17 protein-coding genes and 1 pseudogene are annotated in these 18,833 nt (G+C 71.4%); 11 read left to right on the forward strand and 7 right to left on the reverse strand.

Translation table 11 applies throughout. The features are described from left to right. The 4 genes and pseudogenes from AOK17_RS06940 to AOK17_RS06955 all read right to left on the reverse strand — a co-directional run. On the reverse strand, positions 1-909 hold a 909-nt coding region (locus AOK17_RS06940; protein ID WP_055611463.1), incomplete at its 3' end, for a helix-turn-helix domain-containing protein. A gap of 179 nt (positions 910-1,088) precedes the next feature. Continuing rightward, positions 1,089-1,604, reverse strand: a complete 516-nt coding sequence (locus AOK17_RS52010; protein ID WP_055611437.1) for a hypothetical protein — start codon at positions 1,602-1,604, stop codon at positions 1,089-1,091. 52 nt (positions 1,605-1,656) lie between these two features. Beyond that, a pseudogene (locus AOK17_RS53900) lies at positions 1,657-2,010 on the reverse strand (hypothetical protein); the annotation flags it as partial. Between the two features lie 100 nt (positions 2,011-2,110). After that, the gene (locus AOK17_RS06955) at positions 2,111-2,761 is read right to left on the reverse strand and encodes a TetR/AcrR family transcriptional regulator (protein WP_055611439.1); all 651 of its coding nucleotides are present in this window, start codon (positions 2,759-2,761) and stop codon (positions 2,111-2,113) included. Positions 2,762-2,877: 116 nt separating this feature from the next. On the opposite strand from AOK17_RS06955, the gene AOK17_RS06960 reads away from it, so the two are divergent. Beyond that, positions 2,878-3,648 carry an SDR family NAD(P)-dependent oxidoreductase gene (locus AOK17_RS06960; RefSeq protein ID WP_055611440.1) on the forward strand — a complete coding sequence of 257 codons (771 nt, stop codon included), beginning with the start codon at positions 2,878-2,880 and terminating at the stop codon, positions 3,646-3,648. A gap of 16 nt (positions 3,649-3,664) precedes the next feature. Here AOK17_RS06960 and AOK17_RS06965 read toward each other — a convergent pair whose 3' ends face one another. Beyond that, positions 3,665-4,435, reverse strand: coding sequence for a polysaccharide deacetylase family protein (locus AOK17_RS06965; RefSeq protein ID WP_055611441.1), 771 nt, complete (start codon positions 4,433-4,435; stop codon positions 3,665-3,667). A 244-nt stretch (positions 4,436-4,679) separates the two neighbouring features. Between AOK17_RS06965 and AOK17_RS06970 the strand changes: the two genes are divergently transcribed. Both AOK17_RS06970 and AOK17_RS06975 read left to right on the forward strand, forming a co-directional pair. Further along, the gene (locus AOK17_RS06970; RefSeq protein WP_055611442.1) at positions 4,680-5,126 is read left to right on the forward strand and encodes a hypothetical protein; all 447 of its coding nucleotides are present in this window, start codon (positions 4,680-4,682) and stop codon (positions 5,124-5,126) included. 34 nt (positions 5,127-5,160) lie between these two features. After that, on the forward strand, positions 5,161-5,718 hold the full coding sequence (locus AOK17_RS06975; protein ID WP_055611443.1) for a hypothetical protein: 558 nt from the start codon (positions 5,161-5,163) through the stop codon (positions 5,716-5,718). Between the two features lie 88 nt (positions 5,719-5,806). Here the strand turns inward: AOK17_RS06975 and AOK17_RS06980 are convergent, their stop codons facing one another. Further along, a complete protein-coding gene (locus AOK17_RS06980) occupies positions 5,807-7,030 on the reverse strand; it encodes a L,D-transpeptidase (RefSeq protein WP_055611444.1) in 1,224 nt (407 codons plus the stop codon). Between the two features lie 245 nt (positions 7,031-7,275). On the opposite strand from AOK17_RS06980, the gene AOK17_RS06985 reads away from it, so the two are divergent. The 5 genes from AOK17_RS06985 (at position 7,276) to AOK17_RS07005 (ending at position 13,009) form a co-directional block, all read left to right on the forward strand. Further along, positions 7,276-8,499 (forward strand): peptidoglycan bridge formation glycyltransferase FemA/FemB family protein, encoded by a 1,224-nt coding sequence (locus tag AOK17_RS06985; RefSeq protein ID WP_055611445.1) that lies wholly within the window; start codon positions 7,276-7,278, stop codon positions 8,497-8,499. Beyond that, on the forward strand, positions 8,496-10,121 hold the full coding sequence (gene murJ / locus AOK17_RS06990; RefSeq protein ID WP_055611446.1) for a murein biosynthesis integral membrane protein MurJ: 1,626 nt from the start codon (positions 8,496-8,498) through the stop codon (positions 10,119-10,121). Before AOK17_RS06985 ends, murJ begins: the two co-directional genes overlap by 4 nt. An 82-nt stretch (positions 10,122-10,203) precedes the next feature. After that, complete coding sequence (locus AOK17_RS06995; RefSeq protein ID WP_055611447.1) at positions 10,204-10,887, forward strand: response regulator transcription factor; 684 nt, start codon at positions 10,204-10,206, stop codon at positions 10,885-10,887. Then, positions 10,884-12,356: a sensor histidine kinase gene (locus AOK17_RS07000; protein ID WP_245697035.1), complete on the forward strand. Its 1,473-nt coding sequence runs from the start codon at positions 10,884-10,886 to the stop codon at positions 12,354-12,356. Before AOK17_RS06995 ends, AOK17_RS07000 begins: the two co-directional genes overlap by 4 nt. Then, entirely contained in the window at positions 12,353-13,009 is a 657-nt protein-coding gene (locus AOK17_RS07005; RefSeq protein WP_055611449.1) for a hypothetical protein, read from the forward strand. The genes AOK17_RS07000 and AOK17_RS07005 overlap by 4 nt, the downstream gene beginning before the upstream one ends. 500 nt (positions 13,010-13,509) lie before the next feature. Here AOK17_RS07005 and AOK17_RS07010 read toward each other — a convergent pair whose 3' ends face one another. Next, complete coding sequence (locus AOK17_RS07010) at positions 13,510-14,337, reverse strand: hypothetical protein (protein WP_055611450.1); 828 nt, start codon at positions 14,335-14,337, stop codon at positions 13,510-13,512. 371 nt (positions 14,338-14,708) lie between these two features. On the opposite strand from AOK17_RS07010, the gene AOK17_RS07015 reads away from it, so the two are divergent. From AOK17_RS07015 to AOK17_RS07025, 3 genes are all read left to right on the forward strand, one after another. After that, positions 14,709-16,664 (forward strand): serine/threonine-protein kinase, encoded by a 1,956-nt coding sequence (locus AOK17_RS07015; protein WP_055611451.1) that lies wholly within the window; start codon positions 14,709-14,711, stop codon positions 16,662-16,664. A gap of 91 nt (positions 16,665-16,755) precedes the next feature. Further along, on the forward strand, positions 16,756-17,538 hold the full coding sequence (locus tag AOK17_RS07020) for an FHA domain-containing protein (protein ID WP_055611452.1): 783 nt from the start codon (positions 16,756-16,758) through the stop codon (positions 17,536-17,538). Positions 17,539-17,653: 115 nt separating this feature from the next. Continuing rightward, complete coding sequence (locus AOK17_RS07025; RefSeq protein WP_055611453.1) at positions 17,654-18,700, forward strand: hypothetical protein; 1,047 nt, start codon at positions 17,654-17,656, stop codon at positions 18,698-18,700. Positions 18,701-18,833 lie beyond the last annotated feature (133 nt).

Consider the following 18,833-nt stretch of genomic DNA (forward strand, 5'->3'; position numbering starts at 1 on the left):
GGGTGGGCGGGTCTTGGACGAATTTGACCTCGTGGGGACGGCCAAGGCGCCTTCCACTCGGCGGGCGGCCATCATCTGGCCGGGGGTGGTGCCGGCGATGGCGCGGAACTCGCGGTTGAGGTGGGCCTGGTCGTAGAAGCCGCAGGCCGTTGAGATCTCGGTGAGGCTCGCGGCCCCGCGGTTGAGCATCGCGACGGCGTGGCGGAAGCGAAGGACACGGGCGGACGCCTTCGGTGCCAGCCCGATCTGCTGGGTGAAGCGGCGGATCAAGTACCCCTGGCTCCACCCCACTTCCGCGGCGATACGGGCGATCGGGATCGCCCCCGCGCTGCCCGAGAGCAGTTGCCAGGCATGGCGGACCTCGGGCGAGGGCTCCGGGCCGTCCCCGAGCCGGTCCAGCAGCGCCTCGTCCAGCAGGTCGAACCTGGCCGCCCAGTCCGGGGTGGACGCCAGCCGTTCCACCAGCACCCGGGCCTCGGGCCCCAGCACGTCCCGGATCTCGACGGCCAGGTTCGTCAGCTCGCTCATCGGCATGCCGAACAGCCGGTACGCGCCCAGCGGTGTGAACTCGACCCGGATCGCCTCCTGGCCGCCGGGATGCACACAGATCGCGGGCCGGTCCTCCAGCCCCACCACCAGCGACCCGATGCTCCCGCTGTCCCCGCCCGCTACACCCAACCGCCTGACCTGGGAAAACGGCTCCGCGAGGCTGATCAACAGGGTCGCACGACCGGTCGGCACCAACCGCGCCTCGTACGGCGAGGTCATCGCTTCCCAGTAGCCGACATAACTGCGCAGGAACGGCCGCAACCCCGGGTGCCAGGGCCGTGTGACCCGCCACAGTCCACCGATCCGCGCGACGTCGACCGCACCCGTACGCAGCGTGCCGCCCCGTGCACCTTGAAGCACCAAAGGCTCCCCTCACCCCGAGGGACCGCCACCGCCCCGAGCAGACCGCCTGGCAGCTCTGCAGCACCCTCGTCCGCTGTCCGGTTCCGCCGTCCGGTTCCGCTGTCCCGTGCCCGGTGTAGCAGCCGATCGTTCCGCCGTTCCGCGTGTTTCACAGTACCCACGTGGCCGCACCGAACTCACGCGCCACGACGCCAAGTTGAGATGCCGGGCAGCGAGGCCGCCAGATGTTCCCACGCCGCGTGCACGTCCTCCCCGACCATCCCGAACTGCGTGACGACCGCGACGCACCGCCCGTCCTCGTCGTCGAGTTCGAGCGCCGAGGTCGGGCCGTGGGCCGCCGTGGAGCGGACGAGGTGGCAGGCCCGTACTCCCGCGAGGTCGATCTCCACCGAGCTCTCCGCGACCGCCGCGAACACCCGCCCGCCGACGGTCCGGTCGGTGACGTGGACACGGCCGCCACACGCCTGCATGGCCGCCGGGGCGAACACCGCGACGCCGATCGGCAGTCCGACGGAGCAGACGTGGTCGAGGACGGCGGGTACGACACCGACCTCGATCGGCCGGTGCTCGCCGCGGTAGCGGTGGAAAGCCTCGCGCCGGGCCGCTCCGCCGTCCGCCAACACCGCGTCGAATTGCGCCAGTTGGTCGCCGTCCTCCCACGCCGGTACGCGCTCCGGTACGTCGGGAACCATGGGCGGCCCGTCGGGAATCACGTGCGGCCTGGCGGCCGACGCCCCCGCCGACACCCTCGGCGGAGGTGCCGCCGCGGTGCGGGATGGCGCGGAGCGCTTCGTCGCCCTTGCGGATGACGTCGTGGCTCGGTGCCCCGTCGAGACGGATGATGAAGCCGACGCCACAGGCGCTGTGCTCGCGGGCAGGGTCGTACAGACCGAAGGTGGGGCGCTTCAAGTGCGGGTCCTCTGAGCGGGTTGCGGCTGGGGGTGCCTCCCAGGTCCTCAGGGAACTGGGGGAGGACGGCCAGGCTGCGTCGGTGAAGCGCTCGCCGCGGGCGGACCGGTGTGACGGCCGGGGCCCTGAGTGGTGCGAATGGGAACGGTAAGGCTTACCTAACTTCCATCGCAAGTGTGCGCCCTGCATCGACCCTGCCCGGACGTGCGTGTTCCCGGCCGCACGGCCCGCCGGGCCGCGGAGCGCGTCTCACCTGGTGGTCGGCGACGCGCAGTGCGCCCGTACGCCGTCAGGTCCGGGCCGGCCCGTCCGGCGTCGCGCGCAGATGCGCGATGCCGGTGTCGAGCGCCGCCTTGAGGTGGGTCGAGTCGCCCGTGGACATCATGATGGTCACGCCTCCCTGGATGCCCGCCAGCAGCGCCGCGGCGGTCCGGTCCACGTCGAGGGCCGGTGACACCAGGCCCTTCGCCTGGAGGGCGCGCATGCCGCGGGCGAGCTGCTCCTGCCACTGGCGCATCAGCTCGGTCACGATCGCCCGTGCGCCGGGGCGTGACCTTCCGACCTGCAGGAACAGTGCACCCAAGGGGCAGTGGTCGCCCTGGAGTTCATAGCGTTCCACCACCAGCTCCCGCCACTGCCGCCAGGACTCCCACGAGTCCAGGCGTCCCAGGTGCGGCTGCTGGTCCTCCAGGACGCGGTCCGCCTCGAACTGGGCCACCGCCAGCAGCAGTTCGTCCTTGCCGTCGGGGAAGTAGTGGAACAGCTGGCTCTTGCTCGTGCCGGTGCGGGCGCGGATGTCGTCGAGCGTCGTGAAGGCGACACCCTGCTCGCGCAGCACCTCGGCCGCGCCCTCGACGATGCGGGCCCGTGTGGCGCGGCCCTTCGCGGTCGGTGCGGGCGGTGTGGTGGGCAGGGTCGGCGGGGTGGGAGCGTGCGGCATCCTGTCCGGCCTCCTCTCCTCGTCCGTCATCTCACGGTACGCCCATTCTGGACTTGCTGGTCCATTTTCTGCGACGCACAGTGGTCCGCACACTGCGAGAAGAGGGAGATCACGTCATGGGTGAACGACTGCGGAACAAGACGGCGCTGGTCACGGGGTCGACCAGCAATATCGGGCAGGCGATCGCGGAGGCGATCGCCGCCGAGGGGGCCCACGTCATCGTGTCCGGGCGGAACCGGGAACGGGGGGCACGGGTCGTCGAGGGTATTCGGGCGTCCGGCGGCCGGGCGGATTTCCTGGTGGCGGACCTCGACGGCAGCAAGGAGGCCTCCCAGGGCCTGGCCGACCGGGCCCGTGAGACCTTGGGCGGGCGGATCGACATCCTGGTGAACAACGCCGGCATCTACCCGGCCCCCGGAACCGTCGACACCGACGAGAAGACGTTCGACCAGGTCTTCGGAGTGAACGTGAAGGCGCCGTTCTTCCTCACCGCGGCCGTCGTCCCGGCCATGGCGGAGTCCGGTGGCGGGGCGGTCATCAACCTCGGCTCGTGGATCGCGCGCCTGGGTGTTCCCGTCGGCGCGCTCTACAGCTCCACCAAGGGGGCCATGGAGACGCTCACCCGGGCATGGGCGGCGGAGTTCGGCCCCATGGGCGTGCGCGTGAACGCCGTCTCACCGGGCGTGATCCTGCCCCCGGCCCCGGAAGGCGGCGAGCCCCACCCCGGCGAGATCATGATGAAGGGCACCCCGGCCGGCGGCATCGGCACGCCGGACGCCATCGCGCATGCCGTGGTCTGGCTGGCCGGCGACGAAGCGGCCTTCGTGCACGGAACCGTGGTGGACGTCGACGGAGGCAGGACAGGCGTCGCCGTCATCGCGGCGTAGGGCGCGGATCAGGGGCTCAGCACACCGGGAAGCCGAAGGAGTACCCCTGCTCCTTGAGCCGGGGGAGGATCCGGTCCAGGGCCTCGACGGTCTGGGAGCGGTCGCCTCCCGCGTCGTGGAAGAGGAGCGTCGGCCCGTTCGGCACCTCCTGCTCGACGGTGGCGACGATGGCGTCCGTGCCGGGCCGCTCGAAGTCCTTGCTGTCCACGTTCCAGCCCAGCGGGCGCATGCCGCGGGAGGCGGCGAGCTTGCGGCTGTACGGGGTGAAGGCCCCGCCGGGCGCCCGGTAGTACATCGGGCGTACGCCCCCGGAGGCCTTGGTGATCATGCGTTCGGCGTCGAGGATCTGCTTCGACTGGTAGGTCTGGGAGTTCTTGTCCATGGTGGTGTCGTGCGACACCGAGTGGTCGCACAGCCGGTGCCCGGCGGCGACCACCTTCTTCACGAGGTCCGGGTGGGCCTGCGCCTGCGTGCCCACCATGCAGAACGTGGCCTTCACCCCGTACTCCCGCAGTACGTCGAGGACTTGGGGCGTCCACACGGGGTCGGGGCCGTCGTCGATGGTGATGTTGACGCCGCGCGCGCCCTTGTCCGAGGCGTGCGCGATGGTCACCGCGACCGGCTTGACGGCACCGGCCGGCTTGGCCGACGCGGGCGTCTTCGAGGAGCCGCCCACGGAACCGGCCTGCGCGGACCACGCCGAGGCGCCCCCGGCGGCCAACGCCACCCCGAGCGCCGCGCCGAGCACCTTGCCGTACCAGCCTCGCCCGCCGCCGTGTCGTGCCATGTCCGCCTCGCTTCCCGCAGTTCCTCGCCGATTCCCTGGTCGACGCGCGACCACCGATAAGGACGAGGAACGGCGGCCACCGGATCCGTCCGTTACCGATCAAGGACAATCCCGGAGTGGTTCCCGGACAACTGAGCCGCCGGCAGGCGGAATTGGGGCGGCGGAACCGTTTCACCTAGGTGCCGTGTCCTCCTCCGCGGAAGGTGGTTCCACGCCACGGAGCCACCCGTGAAGGGGGCCGGCCATGGGGCAGGTACGCGAGGGGGCACGGTTGGGAGCTTGGGCCGTCGCAGGGGTCATCGGCCTGGCGGTGGTGTACGTGATCGGGGTGTTCGCCTTCGGCGGCGCGGGGTGGATCACCGCCCCGTTCCGCGGTGAGGCGGAGAAGCGCAACAACACGGTCGGCTCGGGCGAGTTCCGGCAGACCACGTACGAGGAGTTCTTCGATCTGTGCGAGGCCGTGCAGAACGCCGAAGGCACGATCCAGGTGCTCCAGGAGGAGCGGAAGGCCGCTTCGGAGACCCGCACGACGCAGATCGACCAGTCGGTCACCGCGCTGAAGGCCACGCGGATCGAGTCGGTCAACGACTACAACTCGAAGGCCGCCCAGGAACACCGCGCGCCCTTCCGTGACAAGGACCTGCCGTACCGGCTGGACGTCGACGCCGAGCGCACGACATGCACCAACTGATCCCCGTCTCCTCCCAGGGAAGAGGGAGTACCGCATGAGGAAGTTCGTACGTACGGCCCTGGCACCCGTCGTCGCGCTCGTCGTGGGCCTCGCCCTGACGTCCTGCACCGACTCCAGCCAGGACAAGGAGAACAAGGCCAAGCAGAAGGGCTACGACCACCTGGTGGCCCAGCAGCCGGCGGGCCGTATGGAGTACTCACCGACCCGCGAGGCGATCAACCAGTGGGTCAAGACGTGGGGGAAGCGCGGCAAGCTCTCGTACGTCTACATCCAGAACGCCAACGGCGAGTACGGGTACTTCATCATGAAGGGCCTGCCGGTGCCGCGCTGCAAGATGCTCACCCCGACGGAGAAGGTGGAGCACTCCGACGGCGGTGTCGCGGTTCTCGCGCAGCCCGGCATGGACGGCACGTACACGACGGGGTCCACCTGCAACGCGTACTACGGCTTCGACGCCACGACGAACGCGTACATGGAGTTCACGGTCGGCACGAACCAGTCGTTCTTCCTGTTCGACAAGCCCATGTCGATGCCGGAGTACGCCAGCGCCAAGCAGCTGGGGCCGACCTCGGTGAAGGACGTCCCGAAGTAACCCCGGGCGGTCGGGGGCCGGTTGGAAGTGTTCCGGCCCCCGCGTCCCGTCGGGCCGCAGAAGCCGTTGCGGCCGCCCGGACCACCGCTCAGCGCAGCGCGCTCTTCTGCTGCCACTCGCTCCACGAGAGGTTCCACGCGCCGAAGCCGTTCCCGGGCGCGACCACGCCCTTGGTGTCCTTGCCGGTGATCTCGAACGGGTCGCCGGGCCGCACCTGCCCGTAGAACCAGGCCGCGTTCGCGTCGCTCATCCCTATGCACCCGGAACTCTGGTTGGAGTTGCCGAAGTAGCGGGCGTTCCACGGGGCGGCGTGCGCGTACATGCCCGACCAGGTCAGCCGCATCGAGTGCTCGACCATCTTGTCGTAGGCGTTGCCCAGGCCCACGGTCTCGGAGTTCATGTTGATCGTGCCCTCCTTGGCCATGAGTACGGCGGTTCCGCGCCAGGAGCGTTTGTCACCGCCGGGCGTGCCGCCGGAGACCGGTATGCGCCGGACCGTCTCGCCGTCGCGTACGAGGGTGAGCTGGTGGCGGTCGAGGTCGACCTTGGCGATCTGCCGGGCGCCGATGGTGAAGGTGGTCTCGTAGTCGCGTACGAACCAGCCGCCGGCCGCGCCCGAATCGGTGCCGTTCAGCTCGGCGTTGAGCGTGACCTTGGTCCCGGGCTTCCAGTACGCCTTGGGCCGCCAGTCCACCCGGTCGCGGCCCGACCAGTCGGTCAGCCAGCCCCAGGAGCCCTCGGTGTCGTTCGAGGTGGTGACCCTGAGCTGCTTCTCGACCTCGGCCTTGTTCTTGACCGGATTGTCGAAGACCAGGGAGAGCGGCTGCGCGACGCCGACGGTGGAGGCGGCGCCCGGCCGCCAGTCGACCTTGTTGACCTTGTCCGCCCCGGCCGTGGTGAACGTGGCCTTCGTGCTCTTGGCGGTTCCGCCCTCGGACTTGGCCGCCGCCGTCACCGTGTACGCCGCTCCGGGTGCGGCCTTGCGGTCGGACACCCACGACCGGCCGTCGGAGGCGGCCTTCCCGGCGAGCTTGTGACCCTCGGCGTCGGTCACGCTCACCGAGGTGAGCCTGCCGCCCGCGGCCGTGACCCGCACGGGCTCGCCCGCCGGGACCCGTTCTCCCGCGGGCGTGACGGTGACCTCGACAGGGCGGTCGTCGGCCCTCGGCTTGGCGTCCGTCTCGGTGCCCGGGTCGCCGGTGTTCGAGGTGCAGGCGGCGAGCGGCGCCAGCAGGGCGGCCGTGGCGGCGGCCACGACGGCGGCCCGGACGCGGGCATGGGCGAGTACGCGGGTACGGGGCGACCGGGACAACGGAACCTCCGGGAAGGACGAGAACGGGGTGGGCCAGAGTCGGCGATGTCGTGACTCTAGAGCCGGAAAACCCGAGGTCAGCCGCTGTGGAGCTATGTGACGGCGACTGGTGAGGAACGGTCATGGTCCGGTCACATTCGCCGGACGGGGCGGTCATGGTCCGCTGTGAGCATCCTTTGCGACCCCGTGAAAAGGCCCGCGAAACGGCCTGCGAATCGGCCCGGGGAGAAGGAGAGGAACGGACTGTGTCAGCGCTGCTCGTGCCGCCCGGCCGCGTGCCCCAGCCACGGAACCCGGGCGTGGCCCTGCGAACCATCACCGCGGAGACCTACCGCGCCTTCCTCGCGTCCCCCGCCGGCGCCGCCCTCGGCGCCGGATTCCTCCAGTGCCCGTCCTGGGCCGACGTCAAGGAGGGCTGGCGCGCCCAACTGCTCGGCTGGGGGCCGGATCCGGAGGCGGGCGAACTGACCGGCGTGGCCCTGGTGTTGCTGCGGCAGTTCCCCGGCACCCGCAAGTACTTCGCCTACCTTCCCGAAGGGCCCGTCGCCGACTGGAACGACCTCGACGTCGACGACTGGCTCGGTCCGCTCCTCGAACACCTGCGCCGCGCGGGCGCCTTCGCCGTGCGCATCGGCCCGTCGCCCGCCTACCGGCGCTGGGACGCCGCCCTGCTCAAGCCGCTCACCGGCCCCGGCCGACGCCTCGGCGACGTGCTCGCAAGTGAGGTCGACCCGCTCGGCACCGCCGTCGCCGAGCGGCTGCGGGCCCGTGGCTGGCGCCGCTGCGGCGGCGACGGGACCGGAGGGAACGGGACCGGAGGAGGCACCGGAGGGGACGGGGACGCCCAGCCCCGGCACGTCTTCCAGGTGCCGCTCGCCGGACGCACCACGGAGGACCTGTGGTCCGGGCTCAACCAGGAGTGGCGACGCAATGTGCGCCGGGCCCGGAAGGAGGGCGTGGAGGTGGTGGTGGGCAGCGCGGCCGAACTCCCGGAGTTCTACCGGCTGTTGGGCATCACCGAGCGACGCGACGGGTTCCGGCTCGGCCGCTCCCTCGCGTACTACGAGCGCCAGTACGCGGTGCTCAACGCCGAGGAACCGGGCCGGATGAAGCTGTACCTCGCCCGTCACCGGGGCGAGATCCTGGCCGCCCACACGATGATCACGGTGGGCCGCAGGGCCTGGTACCAGACCGGCGCCTCCGCCGACCACCGCCGCGAGGTCCGGCCCTCCAACGCCCTGCAGTGGCGGATGCTGCTGGACGCCCACGCGCTGGGCGCGGACGTCTACGACATGCGCGGGGTACCCTCCACACTCGATCCTGAGGAACGTACGTACGGACTGCTGCGGTGGAAGCTCGGCACCGGCGGGCAGGTCGTCGAGACGTTGGGGGAATGGGAGAGGGCTTTGGGCGGCAGCGCCAACCACGCGCTTCACCGCGCCTTCCAGGCGTACCTGAACCGCCGATGACGCAGACGACCCCGAAGACCCCGGCCACCACTCCACCGGTGAGGACGGCGGCCCGCGGCAGTGCCGTCATGGCCGCCGGATCCATCGTCTCCCGGGCCACCGGCTTCGCCCGCTCCGCCGTCGTCGCGGCGGCGCTCGGCACCATCGGGCCGACCGCCGACGGGTATGCGGTCGGCAACGCCCTGCCCACCATCGTCTACATGCTGCTCCTCGGCGGCGCGCTGAACGCGGTCTTCGTGCCCGAGCTGGTCAAGGCCGCCAAGGAGCACGACGACGGCGGTACCGCGTACACCGACCGGCTCGTCACCGTCTGTGTGATCGCCCTGCTGGCAATCACCGCGACCGCGGTGTGGGCGGCTCCCGCGATCGTCGACGCGTACACCGACTACACCGGCCCGCAGGCGACCATGACCACCGCGCTCGCCCGCTACTGCCTGCCGCAGATCTTCTTCCTCGGCCTGTTCACACTGCTCGGCCAAGTCCTCAACGCACGCGGCAAGTTCGGCGCGATGATGTGGGCACCGGTCCTCAACAACCTCGTCGTCATGACCGTGTTCGGGCTGTACCTGGCCCTCGCCATGGGCGGCGGCGACACGCTCACCGCGGCAGAGACCGCTGTCCTCGGCTGGGGCACGACCGCCGGTATCGCCGTCCAGGCCCTCGCCCTCCTCCCCGCGCTGCGCGCCGCCCGCTTCCGCTGGCGGCCCCGCTTCGACTGGCGCGGCAGCGGACTGACCCGCCCCCTGCGCGCGGCCGGCTGGCTGGTGCTCCTGGTCCTGGCCAACCAGGCCGCGTACTGGGTCACCACCCGCCTCGCCACCACCGCGGGCCTCGACGGCGGCCCCGGCTACGGCGCGTACAACAACGCCTATGCCCTGTGGGTCGTACCGCACGGCATCATCACGGTCTCCGTGGTGACCGCGCTGATGCCCCGGATGAGCGCGTCCGCCGCCGACGGGGACACCGCCGCCGTGCGCCGAGACGTCTCCCACGCCCTGCGCGTCTGCGCCTCCGCCGTCGTCCCCGCCGCCTGCGCGCTGTTCGCCCTCGCCCAGCCGGTGATGGCCCTCGTCTTCGGACACGGCAGGACCGGCGCCGACGACACGGCCGCCATGGCCGGAATCCTGATGGCCTTCGCGCCGGGGCTCATCGCCCTGTCCGGCCAGTACGTCCTGTCCCGCGCCTTCTACACGCTCTCCGACACCCGTACGCCGTTCCTGCTCAACCTCGTGATCGTCGCTCTCAACTCGGGCCTCTCCCTGGCCGCCGCACACCTGCTGCCCGCTCGCTGGGCCGTCACGGGCATGGCGGCGGCGTACTCCCTGGCGCTGTGCGTGGGCTGGGCGGTGACCGGCCTCGTGCTGAGCCGCCGGCTCGCCGTCGCACGCCCCCTGCGCTCCTCCGCCGTCGGCGCCCACGCGCGGCTGCTGCTCGCCGCCGTCCCCGCCACCGCGCTTGCCCACCTCGCGGCCGTCGGCGCCGCACGGGCCGGGGCCCTGGCCGCTGCAACTGCCGGGGCGGCTGTCGTCGTCCTCACCTTCGCCCTGCTCACCCGCCCACTGCGGCTCACGGAACTCGACGCGCTGCTCTCCGGCGTACGCGGCAGACGAACCCGGACCTGAATCGGGCTCGGACCCGGACCTGGATCCGGGCTCGGACCCGGACCTGACCACCACCCCTGACATCACCTAGGGAGAACCGACGATGCCCCGCGTGCTCCTCATCGAGGACGACCCCTCCGTACGCGAGGGGGTCGAACTCGGTCTGCGCCGCCGCGGCCACGAGGTACGGGCGGCCGCGACCGGCGAGGCCGGCCTCGCCGCGATGGCCGAGTTCCGCCCCGACCTGCTGCTCCTCGACCTGATGCTCCCCGGCATGAACGGCGTACAGGTCTGCCGGCAGGTCCGCGACCACAGCCAGCTGCCGATCATCATGCTCACCGCACGCGGCGACGACTTCGACGTGGTCATCGGCCTGGAGGCCGGTGCCGACGACTACATCGTCAAGCCCGCCCGCCCCGAGGTGATCGAGGCCCGCATCCGTGCCGTACTGCGCCGCATCGACGACAGCGGATCGGGCCGCCCGGCCATCGAGGTGTACGGCGAACTCACCGTCGACCGGGTCGGGCTGACCGTCACCAAGGCCGGCCGGCGGCTCGCGCTCGCCCCCTCGGAGCTCAAGCTCCTGCTGCACCTGTCCGGCGCCCCCGAGCAGGTGTTCAGCAGGCAGCAACTCCTGGAGCACGTCTGGGAGCACACCTTCCACGCCGACGCCCGGCTGGTCGACGCCTGCGTGGCCCGGCTGCGCGGCAAGATCGAGGACGAGGTCGGCAGCCCCCGCTACGTCCAGACACTGCGGGGCTTCGGCTACCGCTTCGGGCCGCTGTGAGCGGCGGTGAGCGGTCGCGGGTCAGGGTGTTCGGGCTGCGTACGCGGCTGTTGTTCGCCTTCCTGCTGGTCGCCGCCGTCAGCGCCGGTACGACGGCCGCCCTGACCTACCGTGAGGCCCGCACCGCGGTGCTGAAGACCGCCCAGGACACGGCTGTCACGTCGTTCCGTGAGCAGGTCCAGCTGACGGGCTTCAGCCTGCCCGTGCGGGGGGAGGGCTTGGAGGACGTCCTGCGTGACCTCGCCCGCAAGAGCAAGCCGCACCCCTGGGTGGTGTTCGCCGAGTACGGTTCGCTCCGCGCCTCCTCGGGCGAGAACCCCGTCTCCACCGTCATCACACCCGAACTGCGCAGCGCCGCGCGGGCCAACCCCCGCGGCGCCTTCGAGCGGGTCGTCAAGGACGGCGTTCCCTACCTGACCATCGCCATGCCCACCGTCTTCAAGACGAGCCCCGACAGCGTGCTGCCCAGCGGACTCGTCCTCTACGCCGTCATGCGGATGACCGACGAGCAGATCACCATCGACGCCCTCCTCATGGCCGCCCGGGACGGCGCCCTGCCCGGCCTCGCCGTCGCGCTGATACCCGGCCTGCTCGCCGCGCGCAGTGTGCTGCGCCCGGTGCGGGAACTCCGCCAGGCGGCCCGGAGCATGGGCAGCGGCAGACTCGACACCCGGATCGTGGTGCGCGGCAGCGACGAACTGGCGGACCTGGCGCGCACCTTCAACGAGTCGACGGGCCAACTGGAGCGGTCCGTACGTGAACTGCGCGAGGCCGAGGAACGCGCCCGACGCTTCGCCTCCGACGTCTCGCACGAACTGCGTACCCCCCTCGCCGGAATGCTCGCTGTCACCGAGGTCCTCGACGAGGACGCGGACGGCCTGGACGCCGACACCGCCCGGGCGGTCCGGCTGGTCAGCGCGGAGACCGGAAAGCTCGCCGTGCTCGTCGAGGACCTGATGGAGATCTCCCGCTTCGACGCCCGCGCGGCCGAGCTGAACGCCGACGAGGTCGATGTCGCCGAGGCCATCCGCAACACCCTGCAGAACCGGCACTGGACCGACGACCGGGTCCGCACAGAACTGCCCGACGGCATCCGTGCCCGGCTCGACCCGCGCCGTTTCGACGTCGTGATCGCCAACCTCGTCGGCAACGCCCTGAAGCACGGCGACGCGCCTGTGACAGTACGCCTGCGCACCGAGGCGGGCGCCCCGGGCTCACCCGTGCTGCTGATCACGGAGGTCGCGGACAGCGGGCCGGGCCTTCAGCCCGCGGTGCTCCCGCACATCTTCGACCGCTTCTACAAGGCCGACGCGGCCCGCACCCGCTCGGCGGGCAGCGGCCTGGGACTGGCGATCACCCTGGAGAACGTGAAACTGCATGGCGGGACGATCCACGCGGGGAACCGTCCCGAGGGCGGCGCCGTCTTCGCCGTCGAGATACCGCTTCACGTGGAGGGGGCCGGCGGATGAGGCGTGCGCGGACGCGCCGACGTGCGGCGGCCGTCGCCTTCGCGGCGGTCGTACCCCTGCTCGGTGGCTGCGGTATCCAGGAGACCGATGCCATCGAGGCGGGCGGTCCCGCCAGCTTCCAGGCCTTCTTCGACCGCAACCAGGAAATACTGCTGTTCTTCCGTTCCCCCGACGGCGGGCTGAGCCCCGTGATCCGGACACCCCCGGACTCGTCCGTGTTCGACGGATACGTCGAGGGCGCCGGAGAGGAGAACACCGATGACACGGCTGAGCCGATTCCGACGGAGAAGGCCGTTCTGGCGCTGCTCGGCGGTCCGGCGAAGGAAGACCGGGCCGCCGGCCTGAGCACGTCCCTCCCCGCCGCCCTCCCCGGCGGGTCCGTCAAGGTCGAACTCCTCCCGGGCGGCAGGGTAGCGACCCTCCTGCCCTTCTTTCTGGAGGGACTGGACACCACCGCTCTACGTCAGCTGACCTGCACGATCGCCTACAGCCAGGACGCCGAAGGCCAGGTCGTCGTGGAACTGACGGGCCAGGACGGCGTATCGAGATCCGGCACCTGCGGACTTGCCCCCAACAGCACTGGCAGCACCGGGAACACACCCGAGGAGACCGAGACCCGGGCACGGCCCACGCCGCCCGCCACGACCGGCTGAGAACGCGTCACCTGGGGCACGCGTCCCGATCACGAGGTCGGCTTCACCACGTGGCCCAGGGCGACAAGGCCGATTCCCACTGCCGTCAACGACGGACACTCGATCCCGCCGCACGCCACGAGCAGGGCACCCGCTCCCCAGAGTCTCGGCTGTCGGACGTGGCGCCGCAGCCATCGGCCCGGCAGACGTCCGAGAAGCAGGCCGTGCACGCCGAGGACAACACACACGAGCCAGAGAGTCCCGACCAGAATCACCAGCGGCAGAAGGACGCCCGCAAACGATGTCGACATGGCCGTCCCCCGGTGGGCTGGTTGCCTCGTCCCCGCGCGGAAGTCTGGCACGTCCGCACGGACAGGGAGGGCTGAACCTCTTCGCCCGGAAACGCGTGACCGGTCGGCTCGGGGAACGGACGGAGGCCGGCCGTTCCAGGACCGGGGTGGGTCCGGGAACGGCCGGCCTCGTCACTCGGTGCCCGCGCCTTCCGGCCGGCCCGCCGCGGCTCAGTGGTCGTCGGTGATCGTGGTCGCGATGCCGTTGCTGATCTCGACCTCGGCGGAGAAGCCCTTCTTGGCCGCCGCCTCCAGCTGGGCCTCGGTGCACTCGACGCCGCCCTCGCCGCCGGGCCCGGTGTTCACGGCGTCGCAGATGTCGTCGTAGCCCATGATCTTGGTGTCGTCGGCGACGAGGAACTGCTGCTCGGTGCCCTTCATGTCGGAGACGGTGTACTTGCCCGGCGCCAGGTAGGAGACGTTGCCGAACCAGGTTCCGTTGACGCCCTTGCCCTTGTTGACGCCCTCGACGACCGACTCGTCGCGGCCGGAGGACGAGTCGGAGTCCGACCCGGAGGAGCCGGAACCGGAGCCGGTGTCCTGCTGGGCGGCGCGGCGCTCGGTCACCAGGGTCGCGGCGCCGTTCTTCATCTCCACGTCGGCGTTCACGGCACCCTTCTCGAGGGCCGCCTCCAGCTGGTCCAGGGTGCACGGCGCGTCCACCTTGGAACCGGCCTCGCCGCATATGGTGCCGACGCCGTAGACCTCGGTGTCGTCGGCGACCCAGAACTGCTGGTCCTCCTTGCCCGGTACGGACACGATGTACTTGCCCGGGGCGAGATAGGTGACCTTGCCGTTCTTGAACGAGCCGCTGACGCCCTTGGAGCTCTTGGCGTTCTTGGCGTCCGACGCCTTCTCCGCGGATGCCACCGGGCTCGCGGAGCCCTTGGGGCTCTTGCCGGACGAGCTGTCGTCGGTTCCGTTCTGGCATGCCGTCATCAGCAGACCGGCGGTGAGCGCGGCGGTGGCGACGACGGCCTGGCGCAGGCGGCGGTTCATCACGGGAGGTTCCTTCCGGAGGCGGGGGCAGCTGGGAGCCGGTGGCGCATCCGCCGTTTCCCGCTCTGTGATCAATATGAGGCCTCCCAGGTCCCACAGGTCACGCCTGTCCTCGCTTCAGAACAGCGCGGTCACACAGTCGTGACACAGCAACACGGCTGCCGCGTAGGCCAGTTGACATCGTCGGTTGCAGCCGTCGGCGGGACCGGGGCGAGCGGCCGTGTGCTGCCCGGCGGTCCGTGAACCCGGCGCGCTGTGGGGATTCTGGGCGGGTCCGCGCGAAGTCCGGTGAAGCGGATCACTGCCAAGTTCGGGCTGAGTACACTCCGTGACCTGGCAGGGCGGACAGTTGTGGGGCGAGGGGTGGCGCGGTGCTGGTGACGCCGGAGGCCGGGGACAGGATCGCCGACCGGTATCTCTTGCGGGAGCCCATCGGCAGAGGCGGGATGGGCGTCGTCTGGCTGGCCTGGGACGAGCGGCTGGAGCGGCGGGTCGCGGTCAAGTGCGCCCGCCTGGACGACGACCGGGCCACGCGACGGCTCATGGGCGAGGCGCGCAACGCCGGGCGGCTGCACCACCCGAACATCGTGGGCGTCTTCGACTTCGTCGACGAGGGCGCCACCTGCTGGATCATCATGGAGTACGTCCCCTCGCGCAGCCTCGCCCAGATCGTGACGGAGAGCGGCCCGCTCTCGCCCGAGGCGGCCGGATCGATCGGCTGCCAGATCGCGGCGGCGCTGGCGAAGTCCCACAACGAGGGTGTGGTGCACGGCGATGTGACGCCGGAGAACATCCTCGTCACCGACGAGGGCATCGCGAGACTGACCGACTTCGGGATCTCGCGGGCCCTGTGGAGCGACGTCACCCACAGCACGACGGGCATCGTGCGGGGCAAACCCCGGTATCTGGCCCCGGAGTTGGCCAAGGGGCAGCCCGCGGGTGAGAAGTCCGACGTGTTCTCCCTGGGCGCCTCGCTGTTCGCGGCGGTCGAGGGCCGGTCGCCGTACGGGGAGGCCGAACACCTCATGGCGTACCTGGCCCGGGCCGTCGAGGGACACATCGAGCCCGCGCACCGGGCCGGCCCGCTGGACGAGCCGCTCACCGCCCTGCTGGAGGTGGAGCCGCGGCGCCGGCCCGACGCCGCCAGGGCGCATCAGCTGCTGACGCGCGCGGCACCCCCGCCCCCGCACGTACAGGAGCAGTTGCACGACAGCGGTTCGGGGGACCTGTCGTCCCGCACGCTCCGGCTGCCGCGACTCCTGCGCCGCCCGGGGGACTTCACGCCCTTCATGCTCCAGCCGCCACGGCCCGTACGCCGACGCCGCCACCACCCTCTGGCGATCGCGGCGGTGGCACTGGTCGCGGTGGGCGCGATCACGGCCGGGCTCGTCCTCCTCGGCCCGTGGGCCTCGGACGACGAGGGCGACAAGGGCGGCCGTACCGACGCGAAACCGCCGGCCGCGGCGCGGGCCGGTGCCATCGGCGACGAGCGGACGGCGGACCCCTGCGGGCTGCTCGGCGCGGCCTCGCTGAGCCGCTTCGGCGGCACGGAACTGGACCCCGACTACGGGGAGATCGACCGCTGCGACGTCCTGGTGCGCAACAACAGCGGTGACGACAACGCGGACGTCGAGGTGAACCTCGACTCGGACCGGGACGACTTCGACGACGTCCTGTCCACCCGCCTGGTCGGCAGCCTCACGGTCGTGACGCTCAAGCGTGACGGGAACGCCTGCGTACGGGCCGTCCTGACCACCGACGGCAAGCAGATCCGCGTCATCGGGAAGCAGCTCAACAAGGTGGCGCCCGACCCGTGCCAGCTGGCCGACGCCGCCTCCGACCGCGTCGTCGGCGTGCTGGCCGAGGGCCCGGTCCCCCGCCGTTCGTCGCCGCCGGCCAAGAACTCCCTGGCCCGGCTCGACGCCTGCACGCTGCTCGACGCCACCGAGCTCAAGCGGCTTCCCGGCGTCGAGGCGGACAACCGCGACGGCGGCTTCGGTTCCTGGAGCTGCGACTGGTCGAGCGACGACGGCGAACGCGCGGTGGAGATCCAGTTCAGCCGGGACAACTCCCTGGACGCCGACGACGGAAAGCCGGTGAACGTCGCAGGCACGAAGAGCTACGTCATCGCGGACGAGGCCGAGGACGACAGCTGCACCGTACGGACTCCGCACCGCACCTACCGGAACTCGGCCGGCGACCCCACCACCGAACACTTCCAGCTGACCGTGTACGCCCCGCAGTCGTCCGGCCAACTGTGCGACAGCGCAACGGAGTTCGCGGCAGTCGTCGTACGGAACATCGCGAAGCGACTGCCGGGGGCGTGACATGACCGAGCCGGGAATGGCACGCAGACGGCCCGGGGACCGACGGCCGGGGGACCGGCACCCGGGCGAGCGACGGCCGGGGGAGCGGGGAATGCCCGCTTCGGGCGGCCGGTTCCTGCCCGCCACCCATGGGAGCCTCGCCCGGGGTGCGTCCGCGCCGCTGCCCGGCACCCTCTTCGCCCTCGCGCTGACCGGCGGCATGACGCTGGGACCCGGGGACGGGCGAGAGGTCCTGTTCGGCCGCAACCGGCCCGAGGTGCACGTCTGCCTCGGCGAGGACGACCCCCAGCTCAGCCGCCACCAGGGCACGCTCACCCACCGGGACGGCCGCTGGTGGGTGAGCAACGCCGGGCGGCTGCCGATCCGGTGCGCCGGGGCCCGCCTGCTGTTCCGGGGAGAGGAGCCACTGCCGCTCGACATCGGCTACACCCCGCTGTTCGTCGGCGGCTCGCGTGGCCGCGAGCACTTGCTGGAGGTCTTCGTCACCGGCCCCGAGGGCGAGCGGCCACTGCCCCGGCACGGTGACGTCACCCGCCCGCCCCGGGTGTGGATCCTGACCGAGCAGGAGAAGCTCGCCCTCGTCGTGCTGGGCCGGCGGTACCTGCTCCACGAGCCCCGGCCGCAGCCGCTGACCTGGCGACAGACCGCCGCCGAGCTCGCCGAGTCGCAGCCGCACGCGGGCTGGACGGACAAACGCGTCGAGCACCTGGTCAACGGCGTACGCACCCGGCTGTCCCGCGACGGCGTGCCCTGGCTGACCCGCGAGGAACTCGGCGAGCCGGTGGGCAACGCCCTCAACGACAACCTGATCCGGGCACTGCTGACGTCGACCACGCTCGTACCGATGGACCTGGCACTGATCGACTCTGCCTGAGCCCTTCTCGTTCGGCGAGGGCACATGCCATGGCCTCGCCGTGTCTGACATAGGCGGAAAATAGAGGCGGCGCGAAGACTGGACGGGCAGACATCCACCGTTTCGATGGGATGACATGAACCCGAAAAGACGCAACGCCGTCCTCCTGGCCTCGACGTTCGTTGCCGCCTCCGCGGTCACCGGCATCGCTCCGTCGGCCCAGGCCGCCCCACAGGCGTGCACCTACCAGGCGGCTCACCTGCCGGTACCGGCAGGCATCAAGTCCGGGGTCGTGAAAGCGACGGGTGGGGCCGAGGTGTACGCGGGAGAGGTCGAGTTCCCGGAGGACGACTCGCTGGAGCACGCCGTCCTCTGGTCGGGCGGCCGGATGACGGACCTGGGACCCGCGGCCGGCGCCGACTTCGACCTGTCCGTCAGCGACGTGAACAGCAAGGGCACCGTGGTGGGGCACGGCGCGAAGATCACCGGCGTCGTGGAGGGCTTTCCGACCTGGTCGTGGTTCCCGGTCCGTTCCCGTGACGGGAAGCTGGAGCAGCTTCCGGTGCCCGCCGGCTCCCACGACGTCCAGACGCGCGTGATCACGGAGAACGGGGACATCTACGGCGAGGGCTACGGTTCCAACCCGAACTACACCGAGGTCTACAAGTGGCCGGCGGACCAGGCCGGCACGGTCGTGAAACTGCCCGGCCTCCCCCGGGGCAGCCGCGTCGAAGGCGTCGACGCCGACGGCACGGTGGCGATCACGGCCGAGGAGGCCCCCGCGGGCACCTGGCGCCCCTATCTGTGGAAGGACGGCACCGCCAAGCCGCTGGCGATACCGGCCGGCGCGGCGAACGCCAGCGTCACGGGGATCTCGAACGGCGTTGTCGTCGGCGACGCGCTGGACGCCGACTTCAACCCGTCCGCCGTCATGTGGAACAAGGACGGCAAGGTGACGGCCCTGCCCAACGGCCAGAGGACCACGGCCGTCAACAGCAAGGGCCTGATCCTCGGCACCAACAAGAGGCTGGTCGCCAGCCTGTGGCAGCTGTCCGCGGCCGCGGGGGCCGCCCCGAGCGACGGCGTGGTGACCACGCTCGGCGACGACGGGACGCTGGTGGGCTCGAAGGCCCGCCCGGGCGCGACCTTCCCGCGTTTCCCCGCCGTCTGGCGCTGCGGCTGATCCGTACCGCCGCCGTACACGCGGGGCCCGGCCGTCACGTCACGGCCGGGCCCCGCGCTGTTCCGGCAGCCGGACGACAGCAGTGCCGTACCGCCGGAAGGGCGTCCGGGCCGTGGCCACACGCGGCCCGGAC

The organism is Streptomyces phaeochromogenes (genome assembly GCF_001418655.1).
In the GTDB taxonomy this organism is placed as follows: Bacteria; Actinomycetota; Actinomycetes; order Streptomycetales; family Streptomycetaceae; genus Streptomyces; species Streptomyces phaeochromogenes.

Bases quoted from the DNA above. Each gene is read 5' to 3' on its own strand.
- AOK17_RS52010 (WP_055611437.1), bottom strand. From the start codon at position 1,604: ATGGTTCCCGACGTACCGGAGCGCGTACCGGCGTGGGAGGACGGCGAC.
- AOK17_RS07005 (WP_055611449.1), top strand. From the start codon at position 12,353: ATGAGGCGTGCGCGGACGCGCCGACGTGCGGCGGCCGTCGCCTTCGCG.
- murJ (WP_055611446.1), top strand. From the start codon at position 8,496: ATGACGCAGACGACCCCGAAGACCCCGGCCACCACTCCACCGGTGAGG.
- AOK17_RS06965 (WP_055611441.1), bottom strand. From the start codon at position 4,435: ATGGCACGACACGGCGGCGGGCGAGGCTGGTACGGCAAGGTGCTCGGC.
- AOK17_RS06975 (WP_055611443.1), top strand. From the start codon at position 5,161: ATGAGGAAGTTCGTACGTACGGCCCTGGCACCCGTCGTCGCGCTCGTC.
- AOK17_RS07020 (WP_055611452.1), top strand. From the start codon at position 16,756: ATGCCCGCTTCGGGCGGCCGGTTCCTGCCCGCCACCCATGGGAGCCTC.
- AOK17_RS06995 (WP_055611447.1), top strand. From the start codon at position 10,204: ATGCCCCGCGTGCTCCTCATCGAGGACGACCCCTCCGTACGCGAGGGG.
- AOK17_RS07025 (WP_055611453.1), top strand. From the start codon at position 17,654: ATGAACCCGAAAAGACGCAACGCCGTCCTCCTGGCCTCGACGTTCGTT.
- AOK17_RS06970 (WP_055611442.1), top strand. From the start codon at position 4,680: ATGGGGCAGGTACGCGAGGGGGCACGGTTGGGAGCTTGGGCCGTCGCA.
- AOK17_RS07010 (WP_055611450.1), bottom strand. From the start codon at position 14,337: ATGAACCGCCGCCTGCGCCAGGCCGTCGTCGCCACCGCCGCGCTCACC.
- AOK17_RS06960 (WP_055611440.1), top strand. From the start codon at position 2,878: ATGGGTGAACGACTGCGGAACAAGACGGCGCTGGTCACGGGGTCGACC.
- AOK17_RS06955 (WP_055611439.1), bottom strand. From the start codon at position 2,761: ATGCCGCACGCTCCCACCCCGCCGACCCTGCCCACCACACCGCCCGCA.